The organism is Paenibacillus zanthoxyli JH29 (genome assembly GCF_000520715.1).
In the GTDB taxonomy this organism is placed as follows: domain Bacteria; phylum Bacillota; class Bacilli; order Paenibacillales; family Paenibacillaceae; genus Paenibacillus_AQ; species Paenibacillus_AQ zanthoxyli.
This window is the reverse complement of sequence record NZ_ASSD01000659.1, coordinates 1-17,884: the sequence shown is the minus strand read 5'-3', so window position 1 is coordinate 17,884 and position 17,884 is coordinate 1. Positions and strand designations below refer to the sequence as shown.

Below are 17,884 nucleotides of genomic sequence, written 5' to 3'. Positions count from 1 at the left end.
GGCGCCAGCCGTAGTTTTGCCTGGTTGCGGAAACAAGCAGCAGGAACCTAAGGAAGCGCTGCAGGGCGCAGCCAGCAAGATGGCTACGATGACTTCATATGAAATGAAGAGCAAGGTGGTTATCAACAATCTGACGATCGATGCGCCAACCGCACAATCCGATGCAATGACGACGCAGGTGCTCAGCATGCTCAAGAACGCGGAGATTACGGTCGATGGCGTGTACCAAGCAGATCCGATGCAGACGGAATTGACGCTGGTGCTGAATTTAAAAGGCGATATGGCGATGAGCTTTACCGTTCCAATGGTGATGACGGCGGAGAAGCTGTATGTGAAGATTCCAAGCATTCCGTTCCTTCCTATTCCGGAAAATATTGTCGGCAAGTTCGTGATGCTTGATCTGAAGAAGCTTGCCGAACAGGAAGGCGCCGAATTTAATCCGGGTATGCTGGATACGCAGAAGACCCAAAAGCTAACCAACGAGATTTTGAGCGCACTGATGGCGGAATATGACGAGAGCAAGTATTTTAAAGACATCGATGCCAAAGATGCGAACCTTCCAGAAGGCGTTGACGCCAAACAGGTGATCCAGTTCCAGATTACCAATGATAATGTGAAGGAAGCCACTACTATCTTTGTGAATAATGCGCTGCCGAAAATTCTTGATATTTTGTCTAAAGAGGAGTATAAGAACGCGCTCCAGATCGACCAGAAGCAGTTGGACGAAGCCAAGGCTACACTGCAGAATAGCGAGAAGAAAGCGGAGTTCGACAAAGAACTGGCTAAGCTGGATCAGTATCTGACCATCAATCAGTTCCATTTTAATACCGCGATCAACAAGGATGAATTCCCGGTATATCAAGATCTGACCGTGGACGTCAACGTAAACAATCCGGATGACGGCACGAAGGTAGGGTTGTCGCTGACCGGCAGCACTCAATACAGCAAGATCAACGAGAAGCCGGCATTCAAAATCGGTATCCCGCAAGGCGGCGACGTTATTACCGAGGAAGAGCTGCAGAAGCAGTTCAGCACACTTGGTTCCAACTAAGCAAGAAGCGCCAAACCCCCAACAGCCCCGTACAAAGCGTAAGAGCTTTGTACGGGGCTGTTTTTACTCTTGAATGTTTTTACGCTCGAAGCAGCCGATTACATCGGCCGATTTCCCTCGAAGGTTACCTCGTCCGCCAAAAGGGCGTAGGTCCGGTGATCCTGCCACTGTCCATCAATCTTAAGGAAACGGCGGGCTATCCCTTCCGCTTGAAAGCCGTTCTTCTCCAAGACTCTTCTGGAGGCATCGTTATGCAACAGAATGGCCGCTTGCAGCCGGTGCAGACCGAGTGCCTGAAAGGCATAGTTCACCGCTAGGCCGACAGCACCCGTCATGTAGCCCCTTCCTTGCTGGGCATGATCGATAAAGTAGCCAAGATCAGCGAACTGGCCCACCCCGCGCACAATATTGTTGATTGTAATCTGTCCGATCAAACGTTTCTCTTCAGAGGAATAGATTCCGAACATGTACGCTCTGTCCAGCTCCTCTTCCTCCATGCGCTGAAGAATGAGCTGCTTCTGGCCATTCAGTGTAAAGAAGCTTTCTTCCCTCTTGGGTTCGTAGCGGCTGTGGACGACGCGGTTGCGCAACCGTAGTTCCAGCAGGCTCTCCGCATTCTGAGGCCGGATCGGGGCTAGATAAATGCCGACTAATTGATTGGTCAAAATGAAAGACATTGCGGCTTATTCCTCCCTGACGCTCTTTTGTAGGCGTACCTGCCGCAGCCGGCGGAAAAAGGAGGTGAGGAGTTCGGCGCATTCTTCCTGCATGATGCCGGATATGACTTCGGTCCGGTGATTGAACCTGGGTTCCTCCAGCAGATTCATTAATGTGCCTGCGCAGCCCGCCTTGGGATCTGGTGTGCCGTACACGGTAAGCGGAACCCTCGATTGTACGATTGCTCCCGCGCACATCGGACAGGGTTCGAGTGTAACGTATAAGGTGCATTCCAGCAGGCGCCAAGAGTTCAGCGCCGCGCTAGCTTCCCGAATCGCCACCATTTCCGCATGCGCGGTGGAATCCATTGTTGTTTCGCGTAAATTATACCCTCTTCCGATAATTTCGCCCCGCCGGACGATGACGGCGCCGATCGGAACCTCGCCCAGCGCTTCCGCTTTGCGCGCTTCCACGATTGCCTCGCTCATCCACCGTTCGTGTTCCTCTTGCTGCCCAGGGCGTACAACGTTGTCGCATTTGTTCAAGCTTCTCTTCCTTTCCGCTCCAGGCCGGATTGTTCTACGAACGAGCATTCGTTCTTAACAAATTGTGAATAACTCTGTGGAAAACCCGGTTCTTGTCCACAGCTTTATACACATGAGAGGTGTTGGTTTTGTTTATATGTGTATAACTTGTGGGCGGTTTCTATCCTATTGTAGATAAAGAGACGGCGGTTTTCAATATTTGATAAACGGAAAGCTTCATATAAATCCTTTTCAAATGGATGGGCAAAAGGTATGATATTTATTGAATAATCTGTTGATTTACCAGTCTTTTAAGAGGTGAATAAGAAGTTTGTCCATTAAAACGAAGCTTTCAGCAATTATTTTTGGCTCCGTGCTGCTCATTTTGGCGTTGAATTTAACTCTTAACTCCTACGCGACCCGCAATAATATGCGCAGCGAGATTGAGAGAAATATGAAGACGGCGGCCATGCAGATTGCGGTTTCCGTAGAACAGAGCAACTCCAGCTCCAAATATGCAGAACAGCTGCTGGCGAAAAACTTGCGGATGGCTGCTATTTTGATATCCAAAGAATTGGACCCGGATGTAGTCAACGTTTCGAATGCCGAGTTGAAGACACTGGCCTCAAAAGTAGGCGTTTCCAATATATCGCTGCTTGTCAGAACGAGGGATAACATTGTGGTTATGAAATCTTCCGACCCCAAAGAAATCGGCTTACCCACAAAAGGCTGGGGATTTTGGTATACGGCTTTTGTCGATCTGTTTGAAGAACGGGAAGTATCGGTAGCAAAGGGGCAGAGAATGGATCATTTCTGGTCCGGTCCTTTTGAATACTCTTCCTCCAACCCCGAGTACATCGAGAAATGGGGCTATTACCATGACGGGCGAAGCAATTACATTATCGACCCGTATATTCGCAGCACTTCAATCAGCAATTATGTCAGAATAATGAGTCCGGAAGAAATTGTGAAGCAGACCATGGAGGTTAACCCTGATATTTTGGAAATTACGGGCATCAATCCCTCCACCTTTGGCTCTTCAACCATGGCTCCGGACGGAACAGACAGCGTTAATGCCAAACTTCGCAACCGGCCGATCATGTACGGCACTTATCGTTTCGGCAACGTAGAGCAGGACAAAAATGCGGTGCTGCAAGCTCTGGCTAAACAAGAGCCCGTCATGATCGATACGATGGTGCGCGGAGCAAGGGTACTCAAGAGCTTTATTCCCGTTACCCTGCCGGATTCAGGCGCCTATGTCATTAGCGTGGTGATTGACTACACGGTCATATCTTCGGCTATCAAGGAACAATTGTGGAATAACATCCGGAGTTCTCTCTTGCTGCTTGCGGTCTTCCTGGTGGGCAGCTACATCCTGGCAGGCTTCATTATTCGGCCCATTCAGGCGATACTTGCCAAGGTTCAGGATGTGTCCCGGGGAAAATTCGATCCGCCGCTTGAGGTAGGAAGCAGAGATGAACTGGGGCAGCTGACGCTGCGGATCAACGCGATGACGCGCAATCTTGCCTTGCACACAAGCCGGCTCAGACAGACAGTGGAGGAGAACCGGAAGGTTAAGGAGCATCTAGAGTCAGTAATTAATGGCACTTCCGATGCCATTCATACAGCGGATATGAGCGGAACGGTGATAAGCGTGAACCGGGCTTTTGAAGAGCTGTATGGTTGGAAGGAGCGGGAGGTTGTGGGAAGCACCATCCGTCTCGTTCCGGACTCTGTTCTGAAAGAAGAGGAGACCCGGCTTCAGTGGCTAATCAAGGGGGCGCAACTGGCCCCGACAGAGACGCTTCGGTTGAAACGGGACGGGAGTGTAATTGAAGTCAGCGTAAGCACCTCGGTCATACGGGACGAAGAAGGCAAGCCGGTGTCCTTCGTGCATGTTTCCCGCGACATGACGGAGCGCAACCGGATGGAAGAGCTATTGAGACAATCCGAGAAGCTTACTACCGTCGGCCAGCTTGCCGCCGGCGTGGCGCATGAAATCCGGAATCCGCTGACGACGCTCCGAGGATTTTTACAGCTGCAAAGGGAGAAAAATATGCTTGTCCCTCTGCATGTGGATTTGATGCTCTCTGAGCTGGAGCGGATCAATCTGATCGTCAGCGAATTTCTTATATTGGCCAAGCCGCAGGCTGTGCGGTTTCAGCAAAAGGACGTTCGCCATGTTCTGCATGATGTGATCTCCTTGCTGGACAGTCAAGCTCATTTGCATAATATCGAGGTTAAGGACCGGTTTGAAGTAAGTCCGGCAATGGTACACTGTGAAGAGAACCAGTTGAAGCAGGTATTCATCAATATTATCAAAAACGGGATTGAATCGATGTCTTCAGGCGGCACGATAACGCTTGAGCAGAACCGGGTCGGGGATTCCATCGTTATTGTCATTACCGATGAGGGGGAAGGCATACCCGAGCATATTTTGCCGAAGCTTGGTCAGCCGTTCTTCTCAAATAAGGAGACGGGAACGGGACTTGGCCTGATGATTAGCCAGCGGATTATCCAGGCACATAAAGGAATGATGGAAATTGAAAGTCAGGTCGGGCAGGGAACCTCGGTAACGATCGTGCTGCCGGCAGCCAAAGAGAGTGCAGAACCTAGTAATGAGAAGATAGCCGAAGGAGAAGAAACGGGGTGATAATACCAGCATGAGAATTAACAAGTTTATCAGCGAGACCGGCGTCTGCTCGCGGCGTGAGGCGGACAAGCTGGTGGAAAGCGGCCGGGTGACCATTAATGGCGAACGGGCCGTGCTGGGCAGTCAGGCTGAGGCAGGGGATGATGTGCGCATAGATGGAAAAAGATTGGTGAGTGAATCCCAGACCGTCTATATCGTCCTGAACAAGCCAGTAGGCATAACCTCTACGACGGAGAGTCATGTTAAAGGGAATATCGTCGATTTTGTCGGGCATCATGAGCGCATCTTCCCAATCGGACGGCTGGATAAGGATTCGGAAGGACTGATCCTGCTGACCAATGACGGGGATATTGTCAACAAAATACTGCGTGCCGAAGGCCGGCATGAGAAGGAATATGTCGTCACCGTCGACCGCCCGATTACGCCTTCTTTTATTGCTGGAATGTCCAGCGGGGTAAAGATTCTCGGTGCGAAGACACTGCCCTGTCAGGTTACCCGGATAACGGAACGGGTATTCCGCATTGTTTTGACCGAAGGCAAGAACCGGCAAATCCGCCGGATGTGCAGTGCTTTCGGGTATGAGGTCCGGCGGCTGCAGCGCATCCGAATCATGAATATCCGCTTGGGCAACCTACAGGTAGGCGCGTGGCGCGATCTGACGACGGCGGAGAAGGCGGAGCTTGGAGATATGCTAAGCTACAAGCTTCTGTAAAAGAACGGAGCGCCGTTTGCTGCAAGCAATGGACACAAATAAAAAGCTGTTTTCAACCCTGATGCAGGCGGTTGAGAACAGCTCTTTTTAGTGAACGAATTCCTCGTACTTGATTCATCATTTGGCAGAAGGCGGGTTTCCCTTACTTTCCTGATACTTGCGGATAACGGCCACTTCTACCCGGCGGTTCTTGGCCCGTCCCGCCGCAGTTGAGTTGGTGGCAATCGGATGGTATTCCCCATAGCCAATCACGCTGAATTTCTCCGGATTCAGATAAGGATTCACCAGCAAAATCTTCATGAACTGCAGGGCACGGTTGGCACTAAGGTCCCAGTTGGAAGAGTATTGGCTGTTGGAGATCGGAATATTATCCGTAAATCCTTGAACGATCACATTATAATCGGGGAACTGCTGCAGCATTTGCGAGATGGCTCTTGCGAGCTGCTGCGACTCCGGCTTAACTGCAGCTTGTCCGGAGGCGAAGAGAGCATTGTCACTGATCGTAATCGTGAGCTGGGATTGGTTCAGCTTCGTGCTGAGCAAATTGGTAAGGCCGTTGTTCTGGATATACTGGTCGAACTGCTTCTTAAGCTTCTCCAGATCTTCCTGCTCCTTTTGACGCAGCTTGGCAATATCCGATTCGTCGAGACTCTTATCGACAACATTATCCATTTTATCAGCTTTACCCTGATCCAGATTTCTGTCGTTAGGTGACATGGACGAATAATCCAGAACACCAGACCCTCCGTTAAGGGCACTGCTGAAGGCTTGGGCCATCTGCTCGAATTTCTTCGCGTCCGTCGCACTCATGGCATACAGTACAAGAAACAAGGCAACCAAGAGCGTCATCAGGTCGGAATAGGGAAGGAGCCATGATTCATCGGCATGCTCCTCATGCTCCTCATGTCTGCCTTTTCTAGTCACCCGCAGCACCTTCCTTCTTATTGAGCTTTTGGCGCTCCAAAGGTGTCAGAAACACGGAAAGCTTCTGGTTAATCGCAATGGTAGACACTCCCGATTGGATAGACAGAAGACCCTCAAGCATCATCATTCTGATTTGAATTTCCTGTTTAGAGAGCCGCTTGAGCTTATTGGACATCGGGTGCCACAGCACATAACCGGTAAAGATACCGAGCAGCGTTGCGATAAAGGCCGCGCCGATCGCATGCGCCAGTTTCTCCATCGCGCTCATGTCTGCGAGTGCGGCGATCAGACCGATAACGGCACCAAGCACCCCGAGAGTAGGAGCATACATGCCGGCCTGGGAGAAAATAAGCGCGCCGACTTTATGGCGTTCTTCGGTCGCATGGATATCCTCAAGCAGCACATCTCTGACAAACTCCTGGTCGTTTCCGTCGATAATCATCCGCATGCCGCTCCGCAGAAAATCATCCTGAATCTCTTCCACCTTGGACTCCAGCGCCAGCAGGCCCTCCCGCCGGGTAATGGAGGCCCAATCCATGAACATGGTGATGACCTCGCCTTTATCAATCAGCTTCTTTCCGCCGAGAAACAAAATTTTGAACAGTTTCGGAACTTTTTTGATTTCCGACATTGGAAAGGCCATGAACAGGGAAGCGGCAGTACCCACAAGAATAATAACAAAGGCTGCGGGGTTGTTGAGGGCGGCTAACGGAGCTCCTTTGAGAAACATACCATAAACAACTGCTACGATACCAAGCACTAAACCGATAATTGTTGAAATTTGCATTGATACACCTCGTCCATGAGTTTTAATGATCTCGCCATGCCGCGTCTATCATCCGTGAATGGCGGCGGGCCAACAGGCGAAGAGCAATAAGGTCTATTCTTATTTATCGACAGGCTGCCCTTTTTTGTGAAGGCATTTCGGATATAATGGATTGAGGAAAGGAAATATTCACATGTCTATGAAGCGGAGTGATGGCGATATGGGCGTAAAGCACGGAAGAGATTATGGAGATATATTGCGCGATCTGACGAGAGCGGTGGAGAGTATACCGGACAGTTATCTGTTTTTTGAGATGGAGCCGGAGGAATGGCGGGAGCTGCCGCAGGAGTCGAAGCTGGAGGTATGGGAGGCGCTGGCTGAGGATTTATTCTTCGCCTTGGGGAATGAGCCGGTTATTCATGTCGGCAGCGGGGTCGTCATTTACGACAAAGAGGCGCACCGAATCAATATTTTGGTTGGCGACGAAGATATGGAATCGGTCGAACTTATTTAGTCCGAAACGCGGATGGAACAGCTGCCCATTTGCCCGGAGTCTGCGGTCCATGGTAAAATTGATGGTGCCCAAGGTTATAATTTCAGGGATTCAAGAATACATTAAACCGAAAAATAAACCTTTTTCCTGGCGCATCCCTTGGACGAAAGAACCTGAGGGATGTTTTGTTTAGCGGAAGGACTAAGGTAACGCGGGGGCTGTTTATCAAGGGAGGAAACATAAAGTGCTATTAACCGATGGAGAACTGCGTGAGCAGGTAGGCAAGCTCGAAGGCTGGAGGCTGGACAGTGGGGCCATGGTGCGCAAATATATGTTTAGCGATTTCATGAAAGGCATTGCGTTCGTGGACGAGGTCGCCACCATCTCGGAAGCGTTCGACCATCATCCGCATATTACAATCGATTATAAAACGGTAATCCTGCGGCTTGCGACAAGTGAGGAAGACGGCACCGGAATTACCGCGCTCGACGTACGCGAAGCCCATGAGTTTAACGAAGCATTCGAGAAGACCCGTTAATTTTTTAATGGCGGCGATAAGGGAAGGGTTTTTGAAAAATACGCCTCTGCGCCAGGAAAGCTTTAGCCTTCCTCCGCAGGGGCGTATTGTCTGTCATAGTCACTTTTTCTCGGACAGCCACATCGCGACATTGGCAATTTCCTCAGGGGCCAGCTTATCCTTAAAGGAAGGCATTTGCCCTCGTCCTTTGGTAACGATGCTGTATATCTGCTCCGCATTATGATTGTTTCCTTCTTGCTGCAGACTTGGTCCGACCCCGCCCTGAAGCTGATCGCCGTGGCAGGTAATGCAGTTGGCCTTTACTATCTGTTCCGCTTTGGCAGGCTCAGCCTTAACGGTCGGCATTGTAGGATGATTCTGCTCGGCAACCTGCTCCCGGCCAGGCAGCGTGAACATTAGGACAACCGCGAAGGCGCAGGCAGCGAAAAATAAACCGCTCATGATCCATTTTTGCATCCCATTCGTCCCTCCTGTGTAAGGCTGCTGCACTTATTATAACGGATGGTGAAGCGTTATCATAGCGTTTGTGTCAAAAAAATGAACGTTGGTTAGCCTAGTTCAAATTTTTAGCGGAGGACTTATCATAGACCATACAGTAAAAGGGTTTTTCACCATTTGGCGTGCGGCGTTCGTACGTATCGGTGATCGTGAAACCGCATTTGCGGTAAGCGCGAATCGCTCTTTGATTCCAGGTCAGAACCTCCAAATCCACCTCACGGCTGGGGTAACGCTTCAGCGCTTCCCTCACAATCGCTCCCACAAACAAATGGCCAAGGCCATGACCGCATAGGTCGGGGCGCATACCGATACCGAGCCGGACTGTACCCACCATCGGAAAGAGCTGTGCAAACCCGCAGAGATTATCCTTTTCATCCAATACTGAAACATACTGCTCCCTTCGGATTCGCGGATCTCCGAATTCAATGCCAAGGGACTCCATCTTATCCCACGCCAGCCAGCCGTAAATATTATAGGGCGCCTTATACTGCCACCCGCAAATGTCCTTGGCATGTGCACTTGTCATGGGAACGACGTGAAAGATAACGGGAGAGCTAATCATACGTTCAGCGACCTCCTTTCCTCGATAGGAACCTTTATACTTAGATTATATACATAATAAGGGGAAAGCGACGCAAAAACTTTGAAATATAGGAAAATATGGAAACCAATAAAGGAATTATCCGGAAAATAGGCGCAAACGCTGGGGTATGTTTAGGATAAACGAACAAAACCCCCTCGCCGGAAAGCATTTTCCGGGAAGGGGTCTTATATAACATTGCTATTGCACATTATCATCATCTGGAGAATCAGCGGCCGTATCTTGATAAGCGTCGGAGCTCATAACTCGTTTGGCGCCAACATAACGGTTAACGTAGTAGCTGTCGCTCAGGGAACTGATGGTAACGCCTTTCGAGGAGGAAGCATGAGCAAATTTGCCGTCACCGACATAAATGCCGACATGGGAAATGCCTCGTCCGGAAGTGTTAAAGAATACAAGATCTCCGGATCTCAAATCGCTGCGCGATATTGTTTTGCCCATTTTGAATTGGGAGCCTGACTGATGCGGAAGATTAATGCCGACTTGGTCAAACACATACATCGTAAATCCTGAACAATCAAATCCGCTGGTACTCGTACCGCCGGATACGTATCTCGTTCCAATCGCGCGGTCGATCACTTTATCCATTTTGGAATCGGCGAATGCGCTGCCTGCTCCAATCGCGAGAATGATGGACAAACTCAGAAATGCTGCTGCCAACTTCTTCTTCAAGGGACTGGACTCCTTCCACATGCCTGCGAGGTTAGCTTAAGGATTCGGTAGAAGGTCCCCTATGACCCCTCTGAAATAGGAGGTCAATTCACCCAAAGATGGTTCCCCCGCTTCCCTACTGTTAGGGAACTCGGCACTTGCAATAGTGTTCGAATTATAGTGATTAATCATGACAAAATTTTTGTTAAATGACAATACTGATTACAAAAATGTTACTGAAAACTCATTGCGACTATTGTAACAAACCTTTTGTTGCTTGGCAATCACTTTTAATATACTAAGAAAGCAATTTAGCAGTGATTACACTTATAGAATAGCAATAGATTCAACTAAGAAACATAGGTATTCGCCATTTCTTAACATTAATACATTAAAATTTCTTTTTTCATTTTGGAAAACGTGTTTCAAGGCTGTCGAAACCTGTGTACAGGTTAACTATAGGGAAAAGAAAAACCCGGAGCATGATTACATACATAATCATGCTCCGGGCGGCTATCTAAGTTTAATCGTAAGCTACAGATTGATATGCTTTTGTGTTCATGACCCGCTTGGCGCCAACATAACGATTGGCCCAATAGGACTGGCTCATCGAACTGATGGTTACGCCGCGCGAAGAAGAGGAATTCGCGAATTTGCCGTTGCCGACATAAATGCCGACATGGGAGACGCCGCTTCCGACCGTATTGAAGAACACCAGATCCCCTGCACGCAGTTTGCTGCGTGACACGGCGGTTCCAACTTTATATTGCGCTTTGGAAGTACGAGGCAGGGTTAGGCCCATCTTTTTATAAACGTATTTAGTGAATCCGGAACAATCAAAGCCGGCTGTGCTCATTCCGCCGGTTTTATATGAGGTTCCCAATGTTTTTGCAATAACCGTATCCATTTTGGAGTCTGCGAAAGCGCTTCCGGACCCTAAAGTGAAAGCCATCACAAGGCTCAATGCAGCTGCTGCAAGTTTCTTCTTTATGTGTCGACCTCTCAAAACTTATGTTCTCCTTCCAGATGCCTGCGTGGTTAGCTTAAGGATTCGGTTTGAAGGTTCCCTATGATCTCTTTGTTGCTAGATCAATTCACCCAAAAAATGGTTCCCCCGCTCCCCGGTGCTTGGGGATTTGGCTTGGTGTGCACCAGTATATCGACTCGATTCAACAGCATATAACAAAATATTCAGAATAATTTGAAAGATTACAAACTTGTTACCTCAACACAAGCCTCATTGTATCAGAGGAATTACAGTTTTGCAAACTTTTTTCGGCGGGCAGGCTTGCGGAGATTGAGAAATAAAAAAGAGTTCAGATTCCTGTCACGGAATTTGAACTCTTTTTACCGTTTTATTGCAGATAAAGGGTTTTCTTTTTATGGAGCCGCTGTTTTGCTGTGCCACAAATGATACTGCGCCGACAATCCCCACATGTCGAACAGAGTGGAAGGCAGGGGCGATAGCTGCCTGATAAACAGTGCGGGCAACCCGGGGCAGAGCCAGCCTGTTACTGCGCAGATCAAAGCGATCAGGAAACCGCCTGCTCCCAGCAGAGCCTGCAATGCAGAAGCATGGAGGATGCATCGCAAGGCCACCAGTAGTGAAGCGAACAGACCGGAGCCGCCGGTATAACCGAACTGCATATAAAGCAGGACCAGACGGATAATAAATACATAGACCAGCCATGCAAGAAGCCAGGGAAGAATACGTAAGAGCAGCGCCGGTTCCCAGTAGGACGACAAAATTAGCTTGTAACCCCTCGGCAGGAGCCAGTACAGGGGGAGAAGGGTCAGGACCCATTCGGCGGCGCTGAAGAGCAGAACGGGCAGCCCGTACTTTTTCATTCCGGGAAAAAAGAACAGCCCGCGTTCTCCCCTGCTCTCCTGATGCAGCTCATGCAGCAGACCCGCGCGGATGAATGGCGCAGCCAGCAGGCGTACGGCGGCCAGAATCAACAGCGTCCACAGCCAGCGCCGCACGTCGTGATTGGCAGACAGGCTCAATTGAGCCTCGATATAGTACAGCATCCTGCCTATCGCGCTGCCGCCGGCATTTTCCGAGGGGTAGCGCAGCAGCGCCGGGACAACCGCCGATCTCACAAAACGGTACATCAAGTACCCCCACAGCAGCCGGTAGATAAACAGCAGAATCAGAATATACAGCTGTTCCTTGACGCTGCCCCAGCCCCGGGTTATCCAAATTCTCATTTGACCTCACCTCACCAGACGAAAGTTCCGAGCACAGTTTCGATTGCGTTTGTCAGGCTGAGGGTCCAGCGGGAAACGAAGGCTGCGGGGAGAGAGGCTTTTCTGAAGTTGTTCATATGCTTGTTCTCCAGCAATACTTCGTGACCCGGGTCCACCTCGGCCGAAACAAGAGGAGCCGTAGACGTGAGCCGGAACGTGATTTCGCCCCCTTGGCCGCTCCACGTTTTTTGCAGCGTCCGGCCGTCAGCGAAGGTGAACTTGACGTTTACGCCGGTGTATAGGCTGCCCTTATTAGCGATGGTTGCCTGCGACTCGTAACCGCCGTTTTTGTTCTTGCTTACGGTAATGCCCTCAACGGAGAAGTCGGGAGCATCCCCGCCGTATACGTAATGTTCGAAGTAACCTTGCCACGACTTTTTGGTTGCCTTCTCCACCACTTTTTGAAAATCGGCAGTGGCTGGATGGTGGAAGCGATACTTGCGGGCATAGGAGGACATAATGGAATCCATCGTCTTCAAGCCGACCTGTCTTTCGATATCCTTGAGCACCAGCTTGCCCCTCACGTAGACGTTCTGGGTGTAGGCGTTTGCTCCGCCGTATTTCCAGGCATTCAGAGTCAGCGGCTTGGGGGCAGTGATAAGACTGGCCTGCAGCGGCAGATTGGAGGCGATCCCGTACTCCTGTTCCATCAGCCTGTCCTCAGCATAGGAGGTGAAGCTCTCATCAAGCCAGGCTTCCTCGAATTCATTGCTTGCAACCATGCCGTAAAAATACTGGTGTCCGATTTCGTGAATCACCGTCCGCTCCAGTGAGGTGCCGGCACTATCTCTATTCGCGGCGAAGGCGGTAATCAGGGTGGGATATTCCATGCCTCCTGCTCCGTTGCCCTCTTTGGGCGGCACAACGATAGACAGTGTTGTATAGGGATACGGGCCGTACCATTTGCTGAAAGCGGTCAACGCGGCTTTGGCGGCCTGGAAATAGCGCTCCTTCAGATCTTTGTGCAGAGGGTCCAAATACAGCTTGATCCGCACGCCGGGCACTTCCGCCGCAGAGAACGCCTCCTCCGCATAGATAAAGTTAGGGGAAGCAGCCCAGGCGAAATCGTGGACATCGTCGGCATAAAACTGATAGATTTTGCGTCCTTCCGTGATTTTGTGGTTTTTGACAGGGAATCCGGTAGCGGCCACCGTATAGTTTTTGGGAACCGAAATAGCTGCGCTGTATATGCCGAAGTCGCTGTAAAATTCAGAATTGCCGTGATACTGGTGAAGGTTCCAGCCTTCATCCTTCACGCCGCGCGTTCCGGCCGGTTCGTAGACGCTAAGCTTGGGGAACCACTGGCCGGCCATGACAAAATCCCCGGATTCGCCCATACGGGCGAAGATTTTCGGCAGCCGCACTTCATACTGCAGCTTGAGCGTCACGCTTTCCCCGCCGTTTACCGGCTGCGGAAGATGGATTTTGATCAGCGTCCGGTCGCTCGGATTGCCGTCGTCGGGCTGGACGTACTGCATTCGGTGCAGAAGGGACACGCCGTCTTCGGTACGCACATCAGTCAGCGTCATGGAGCCGAATCCGTTCTCAGGCATGCTGTCGCCGCGCAGCTTGCCGCCGGATTCTTTCATGAATGTCGTCTTGTCCGAGGCAAAGGCATTGGGATAGAGATGAAAATACAGGTCGCTCACCGGCTTCTTGCCGGGATGGGTCCAGGTTACCGTCTCGGCGGCGGTCAGCTGTCTTTCATCCGGAGCGAGCTGTACGCTAATGTGATACTCTACCACTCTCCGGCTAAGCGCCTGTGCGGCCGGCGGCGTCACCGGCAGGCCCGGCAGGGCTGGCTTTACAGCCGTCCCCTGGCCGGTAGTGGCCGGAGGCTTGGCCGCTTCAGGGGCGGCGGCGGAGCGGGAGTCCAGAGGTGATCCGGATAACGCCCATAGCGCTCCTAGCAGACAGAGGACGGCCAGGGCAGCGAAGAGAAAGGTAGTGCGGAATCGTCGCATCATACTGTAATTCCTCCCGTTGACAAGCTTCTATGGGATGTATATGTTGGCATCCGCCGTATTATTAGCTAAAATTAAATTATTCAAGAAGAAACGGCTGACGGTGTTCTTGGAGGACGCAAGCCTATAAATGACTAAATTTCAAAAGGGAAGGGAGTGCGGCATGGACAACAAGCAGCCGGACAGCAAGAAACAGATTGCCTTGAATATAGTGAACGCGAAGAGCAAGCATAAAGGCTTCGGAGCAGGCTCAATCGACTTGAACAACGTGTCTCCTGTCATTATCGACGGCGGCGAGGCGGTCATCGACATTGGTGCCATGCATGCCAAGAGCAAGGTGGAGAAGGGCATCAAGTTCTCCATGAACCGCGAGGATGTGCCGGAAGGCAGACAGGTGTGGGTTGTGTGGGTGGCGGTTGAACGCACGCCGGAAGGACAGCACTATGCCGGCTTGACCGCCTGCGAGATGTGGATTGACAGCGAAGCGAAGCGCGGCTGGAAGATTCTTGCCGATCATGTGAACAAGCTGGATTCGGCGCTTAAACGGCGGATCATTGCAGAGGGGCTTGGCGCACAGGAGAAGGCGGCGCTCAAATCGCTGCTCGTCTCGCATAATCCGGAATGGTGGAATGCGTCGCCCGAGGAATTAAAGCAGGCTCTCGAAGGCTAAAGCGGAGGCGGGAGGTAAGGGTTCTTACGGGTATGGATACCCGTTACAAGCATAGAAGGCTTCGCCTTTCCTTGGCTTTAAGGAAGAGCGAAGCCTTTTTTACCAGAAGCGGATACCGCTGCTCATGCCGATGGCTTGCAGTGTGCCGATATCCACTCGGCGGGTATGCAGTCCGGTCAGCGTGGTGTTGATGATACCCAGCGCACCGATTATTGTAATCAGCGCGATTAATCCATAGCCGATACTCCGGATGCCGGACAGAGATTGTTCGATTTCTGTTTTGGCTTCCTCAAGGGATGTCAGGGTACTTCCCGGCATCATCACATCTTGCTGAATCAGATCGGGGCCTTTCAAGGCAAGCTCCAGCGCGTCCGTGCCGTTCTCCGCTTCCCATACCTCATAGCCTTCCGTCATCAAATATTCCGAGACCATCGAGACAATATCCCGCTCGTCGTCAGCGACAAGCACAACAGGCTTCATCCGGATCAGCACCTTTTTAAAATATAAAGAATGCTCTATACTAACTATAAACCCGAAAATGGCATGAAACTGTACGTAAACGAGAAAAAGACCAGGGCAATGGCTGGTCAGGTGATCATATGTACGCCGCTGAAACTCTTTTTGCAGGCACAGCAAGGGTTCCGCGCATTTCGAGAAGAATTTTCGGCATTTCGGCCGTGCGGAGAGAATTACCAGCTATTTGTATTTCTTGGAGTGATGGCGAATAAACACGGCCTTAAGTTGGGTTCTTAAGATATATGCAATTAGGAGCGCTGCGAATTTAACATGATATTCTATTTCTGTGAGAATCCGGACATCCCCGCTTGTAAGGAGCGGTTTTCCCAAGTCTTCTTAGTATATAAAGCGCCGTGAGCTGCATCTACCGGCCGCTTGTGAACTTTCGTTTAAGCTGGCTGACTCTTGCCTGGCTGATGCCGAGTATCCCGGCAAGTTCCTTCTGATTCGCACCCGGATGTTCCAGCATCGTTTGCTCCAGCCGCTCGCGTAGTTCTTCCGATTTGCTTTTCTTTTTGCCTGCGCCAAGATCCGAAGAGGGAACATGGATTTCCTCATCCGGCTCCTGCTCCGCCGCATGATCGCTCTGACCGTGGTTCGCAAGCTCCTGAAGACAACTGTTGCAGATGAATTGGTCCTTAAAATAAGTGACATTGTCCAGACTCCTGCAGAAGGTGCATTCTGTTGAAGTGTATTTGCGCAGAACAATAATGTGATCGTCCAAAATAAAAAACTCAATCGGATCCCCAATATCTATATTGCGTGTCATACGGATTTCTACGGGAACCACAATGCGTCCAAGATTATCCAAACTCCGGATCATACCTGTATCCTTCATTTCATGTCCCTCATTTATTTTTTCAGATTTGGTTGTATTTAATTATTATAACAGTAAATGTATTTTAAGATAAAGGGGAAAGCGTGTACGTTAAATGAACCTTTTGCTCCCCAGTGAAGGATGTCCATTCAAAAGAAAGCGTGTCCCCCAAGCGTCCGGTAAACTCAAGATTGTCGCCGGGATAGTCGATTTCGGTGTTGGGATATGCCTCCAGCCAGGCCTGGTCGTCCGCGCTGAGCAGCTGCTTATACAGCTGAACGCTCTGGCCGCTGCGGCGGTCGATGAGAATGAGCGTGCCTTTTTGGAAGGGCCGTACCAGTAGAAAGTCGGTATCCACGTATTCCACCGCGAAGGCGTCATTAATACCGGTAATCTTCAGCAGATCATAGGTTTTAAAAATATGCCCGTCCGGATTCACAAGCGTCAGCATCTGCCCGTCGACCATGACCACATTTCCCTGAAAAGCAAAAACATCCCGCTTCAATCCGACCATGCGGGGATTCCAATAGCGGGTCTTGGCCTGGCGCACCAGGGACCCGCCTGAAACAAGCGCGCGCCAGCGGGTATTGTTGATATGCGGCTCGCCGCTGGCATTCTCGATCTCGACGGCATAGCTGGCCGAGCTGATCCTCCGCACGGACATGCTCACCCAGTCGAGATCGTTAACCTGGATCATACCTGCACGGAGAGGCACTGTACCGCTTTGTCCGCTGTACAGGACGCCATGCTCCCGGTTCAGCCAGAACAGCTCGCGTCCCGTTGACGTCTTGATATACCTTGACACATATGAGACCGCAAATCGATTGCCGCCTTTCCAGGATACCGGCACGCCGAAAGCTTTGGAGAACAGCTTCACCGGCACATAGGTCACCCCGCCCCGGATCAGCGTCTCTCCTCCCAGCATAATCACCTTCCCTGCCGCGGTATAGGCTTTGGGCTGGCCCGCTTTCAGGGTGACTGCCTGATAGAGTCCCGTCACTTCGAGACTGGATTTATCAGCGTTCCACAGCAGTTGAAGATCCAGATACGATGAAATGTCTTTCAATGGCACGTATGTGGTTCCGTTCTTCTGAAAGCCGGAATGCTCCAATGACAACTCGTTTAGGCTGGCGGATTCCGCTGCGGACGGGACTGCGGGCGGAGTGGAAGCACTGGAGGCGAAAGCCGCCTCAGTCGGTGCGGAGGCAAACAGCAGGGTGGTGAGAGTGGAAGCGGCTAACAGAGCGGCGGTTCGTCTGGAGGCTTTGCTTCGGGTATTCATGACACAACCTCTTTCTCTTTAAAAATGGCTATAATTCACTTTACCATCAAATTATTGGGAAATGCTATGCGATAATGGACGTTTCCAGCTTTAAAAAGGTTGCAAAATAAAAAGCCCCTCCATTTGTCCATAGAACAAGGAGAGGCTTATTCGGCGTTTATAATATTACGGCCGGTCCCCTGTCCAGATAAAGGGCTCAGCCTTGCTGTCATGAGCGGAGACATAAGGGTTATCCCTGATGTAGAACCGCCAGGGAAAGCCGGCATACTCTTCCGCGTAAGGGATGTTGATGCGCGCAGCCTGGACAATCGGAAGGC

19 protein-coding genes and 2 riboswitches are annotated in these 17,884 nt (G+C 50.7%); of the genes, 6 read left to right on the top strand and 13 right to left on the bottom strand.

The window, feature by feature from the left end:
• Nucleotides 1-16 precede the first annotated feature (16 nt).
• Nucleotides 17-1,051: a hypothetical protein gene (locus tag L691_RS33205; protein ID WP_051459457.1), complete on the top strand. Its 1,035-nt coding sequence runs from the start codon at nt 17-19 to the stop codon at nt 1,049-1,051.
• A gap of 98 nt (nt 1,052-1,149) precedes the next feature.
• Here the strand turns inward: L691_RS33205 and L691_RS0125225 are convergent, their stop codons facing one another.
• Together L691_RS0125225 and tadA are read right to left on the bottom strand one after the other, a co-directional pair.
• On the bottom strand, nt 1,150-1,728 hold the full coding sequence (locus tag L691_RS0125225) for a GNAT family N-acetyltransferase (RefSeq protein WP_025692999.1): 579 nt from the start codon (nt 1,726-1,728) through the stop codon (nt 1,150-1,152).
• Nucleotides 1,729-1,734: 6 nt separating this feature from the next.
• Entirely contained in the window at nt 1,735-2,253 is a 519-nt protein-coding gene (tadA, locus tag L691_RS0125220) for a tRNA adenosine(34) deaminase TadA (RefSeq protein WP_025692998.1), read from the bottom strand.
• Nucleotides 2,254-2,563: 310 nt separating this feature from the next.
• Between tadA and L691_RS0125215 the strand changes: the two genes are divergently transcribed.
• A complete protein-coding gene (locus L691_RS0125215) occupies nt 2,564-4,885 on the top strand; it encodes an ATP-binding protein (RefSeq protein ID WP_025692997.1) in 2,322 nt (773 codons plus the stop codon).
• A 10-nt stretch (nt 4,886-4,895) separates the two neighbouring features.
• Nucleotides 4,896-5,597: a 23S rRNA pseudouridine(2604) synthase RluF gene (rluF, locus tag L691_RS0125210; RefSeq protein ID WP_025692996.1), complete on the top strand. Its 702-nt coding sequence runs from the start codon at nt 4,896-4,898 to the stop codon at nt 5,595-5,597.
• Between the two features lie 117 nt (nt 5,598-5,714).
• Here the strand turns inward: rluF and motB are convergent, their stop codons facing one another.
• Both motB and motA read right to left on the bottom strand, forming a co-directional pair.
• Nucleotides 5,715-6,521, bottom strand: coding sequence for a flagellar motor protein MotB (motB, locus tag L691_RS0125205; protein WP_025692995.1), 807 nt, complete (start codon nt 6,519-6,521; stop codon nt 5,715-5,717).
• Nucleotides 6,514-7,308, bottom strand: coding sequence for a flagellar motor stator protein MotA (gene motA, locus L691_RS0125200; RefSeq protein ID WP_025692994.1), 795 nt, complete (start codon nt 7,306-7,308; stop codon nt 6,514-6,516). The genes motB and motA overlap by 8 nt, the downstream gene beginning before the upstream one ends.
• A 199-nt stretch (nt 7,309-7,507) precedes the next feature.
• Here motA and L691_RS0125195 point away from each other — a divergent pair, with 199 nt between their 5' ends.
• Nucleotides 7,508-7,801 carry a hypothetical protein gene (locus L691_RS0125195; protein WP_025692993.1) on the top strand — a complete coding sequence of 98 codons (294 nt, stop codon included), beginning with the start codon at nt 7,508-7,510 and terminating at the stop codon, nt 7,799-7,801.
• A gap of 223 nt (nt 7,802-8,024) precedes the next feature.
• Nucleotides 8,025-8,318 carry a 4a-hydroxytetrahydrobiopterin dehydratase gene (locus tag L691_RS0125190; protein WP_025692992.1) on the top strand — a complete coding sequence of 98 codons (294 nt, stop codon included), beginning with the start codon at nt 8,025-8,027 and terminating at the stop codon, nt 8,316-8,318.
• A 99-nt stretch (nt 8,319-8,417) separates the two neighbouring features.
• Here the strand turns inward: L691_RS0125190 and L691_RS0125185 are convergent, their stop codons facing one another.
• The 6 genes from L691_RS0125185 to L691_RS0125160 form a co-directional block, all read right to left on the bottom strand.
• Nucleotides 8,418-8,774 (bottom strand): c-type cytochrome, encoded by a 357-nt coding sequence (locus L691_RS0125185; RefSeq protein WP_025692991.1) that lies wholly within the window; start codon nt 8,772-8,774, stop codon nt 8,418-8,420.
• 97 nt (nt 8,775-8,871) lie between these two features.
• Entirely contained in the window at nt 8,872-9,378 is a 507-nt protein-coding gene (locus L691_RS0125180; protein WP_025692990.1) for a GNAT family N-acetyltransferase, read from the bottom strand.
• A 219-nt stretch (nt 9,379-9,597) separates the two neighbouring features.
• Nucleotides 9,598-10,089 (bottom strand): C40 family peptidase, encoded by a 492-nt coding sequence (locus tag L691_RS0125175; RefSeq protein WP_025692989.1) that lies wholly within the window; start codon nt 10,087-10,089, stop codon nt 9,598-9,600.
• Between the two features lie 5 nt (nt 10,090-10,094).
• A riboswitch (cyclic di-AMP (ydaO/yuaA leader) is annotated at nt 10,095-10,235 on the bottom strand.
• A 356-nt stretch (nt 10,236-10,591) separates the two neighbouring features.
• The gene (locus L691_RS0125170) at nt 10,592-11,059 is read right to left on the bottom strand and encodes a C40 family peptidase (RefSeq protein ID WP_025692988.1); all 468 of its coding nucleotides are present in this window, start codon (nt 11,057-11,059) and stop codon (nt 10,592-10,594) included.
• Between the two features lie 20 nt (nt 11,060-11,079).
• Nucleotides 11,080-11,220: riboswitch (cyclic di-AMP (ydaO/yuaA leader) on the bottom strand.
• A 228-nt stretch (nt 11,221-11,448) separates the two neighbouring features.
• The gene (locus L691_RS0125165; protein ID WP_025692987.1) at nt 11,449-12,279 is read right to left on the bottom strand and encodes a hypothetical protein; all 831 of its coding nucleotides are present in this window, start codon (nt 12,277-12,279) and stop codon (nt 11,449-11,451) included.
• Between the two features lie 11 nt (nt 12,280-12,290).
• Nucleotides 12,291-14,282 carry a M1 family metallopeptidase gene (locus tag L691_RS0125160; RefSeq protein WP_025692986.1) on the bottom strand — a complete coding sequence of 664 codons (1,992 nt, stop codon included), beginning with the start codon at nt 14,280-14,282 and terminating at the stop codon, nt 12,291-12,293.
• Between the two features lie 163 nt (nt 14,283-14,445).
• On the opposite strand from L691_RS0125160, the gene L691_RS0125155 reads away from it, so the two are divergent.
• Nucleotides 14,446-14,952, top strand: a complete 507-nt coding sequence (locus L691_RS0125155) for a YwhD family protein (protein WP_025692985.1) — start codon at nt 14,446-14,448, stop codon at nt 14,950-14,952.
• A 99-nt stretch (nt 14,953-15,051) separates the two neighbouring features.
• Here L691_RS0125155 and L691_RS0125150 read toward each other — a convergent pair whose 3' ends face one another.
• From L691_RS0125150 to L691_RS0125135, 3 genes are all read right to left on the bottom strand, one after another.
• On the bottom strand, nt 15,052-15,432 hold the full coding sequence (locus tag L691_RS0125150) for a response regulator (protein ID WP_025692984.1): 381 nt from the start codon (nt 15,430-15,432) through the stop codon (nt 15,052-15,054).
• A gap of 400 nt (nt 15,433-15,832) precedes the next feature.
• Nucleotides 15,833-16,306 carry an AbrB/MazE/SpoVT family DNA-binding domain-containing protein gene (locus tag L691_RS0125140; RefSeq protein WP_025692982.1) on the bottom strand — a complete coding sequence of 158 codons (474 nt, stop codon included), beginning with the start codon at nt 16,304-16,306 and terminating at the stop codon, nt 15,833-15,835.
• A gap of 64 nt (nt 16,307-16,370) precedes the next feature.
• On the bottom strand, nt 16,371-17,567 hold the full coding sequence (locus L691_RS0125135; RefSeq protein ID WP_025692981.1) for a copper amine oxidase N-terminal domain-containing protein: 1,197 nt from the start codon (nt 17,565-17,567) through the stop codon (nt 16,371-16,373).
• Nucleotides 17,568-17,884 lie beyond the last annotated feature (317 nt).

Bases quoted from the DNA above. Each gene is read 5' to 3' on its own strand.
- L691_RS0125225 (WP_025692999.1), bottom strand. From the start codon at position 1,728: ATGTCTTTCATTTTGACCAATCAATTAGTCGGCATTTATCTAGCCCCG.
- rluF (WP_025692996.1), top strand. From the start codon at position 4,896: ATGAGAATTAACAAGTTTATCAGCGAGACCGGCGTCTGCTCGCGGCGT.
- motA (WP_025692994.1), bottom strand. From the start codon at position 7,308: ATGCAAATTTCAACAATTATCGGTTTAGTGCTTGGTATCGTAGCAGTT.
- L691_RS0125195 (WP_025692993.1), top strand. From the start codon at position 7,508: ATGGGCGTAAAGCACGGAAGAGATTATGGAGATATATTGCGCGATCTG.
- L691_RS0125185 (WP_025692991.1), bottom strand. From the start codon at position 8,774: ATGCAAAAATGGATCATGAGCGGTTTATTTTTCGCTGCCTGCGCCTTC.
- L691_RS0125180 (WP_025692990.1), bottom strand. From the start codon at position 9,378: ATGATTAGCTCTCCCGTTATCTTTCACGTCGTTCCCATGACAAGTGCA.
- L691_RS0125165 (WP_025692987.1), bottom strand. From the start codon at position 12,279: ATGAGAATTTGGATAACCCGGGGCTGGGGCAGCGTCAAGGAACAGCTG.
- L691_RS0125160 (WP_025692986.1), bottom strand. From the start codon at position 14,282: ATGCGACGATTCCGCACTACCTTTCTCTTCGCTGCCCTGGCCGTCCTC.
- L691_RS0125155 (WP_025692985.1), top strand. From the start codon at position 14,446: ATGGACAACAAGCAGCCGGACAGCAAGAAACAGATTGCCTTGAATATA.
- L691_RS0125150 (WP_025692984.1), bottom strand. From the start codon at position 15,432: ATGAAGCCTGTTGTGCTTGTCGCTGACGACGAGCGGGATATTGTCTCG.
- L691_RS0125140 (WP_025692982.1), bottom strand. From the start codon at position 16,306: ATGAAGGATACAGGTATGATCCGGAGTTTGGATAATCTTGGACGCATT.
- L691_RS0125135 (WP_025692981.1), bottom strand. From the start codon at position 17,567: ATGAATACCCGAAGCAAAGCCTCCAGACGAACCGCCGCTCTGTTAGCC.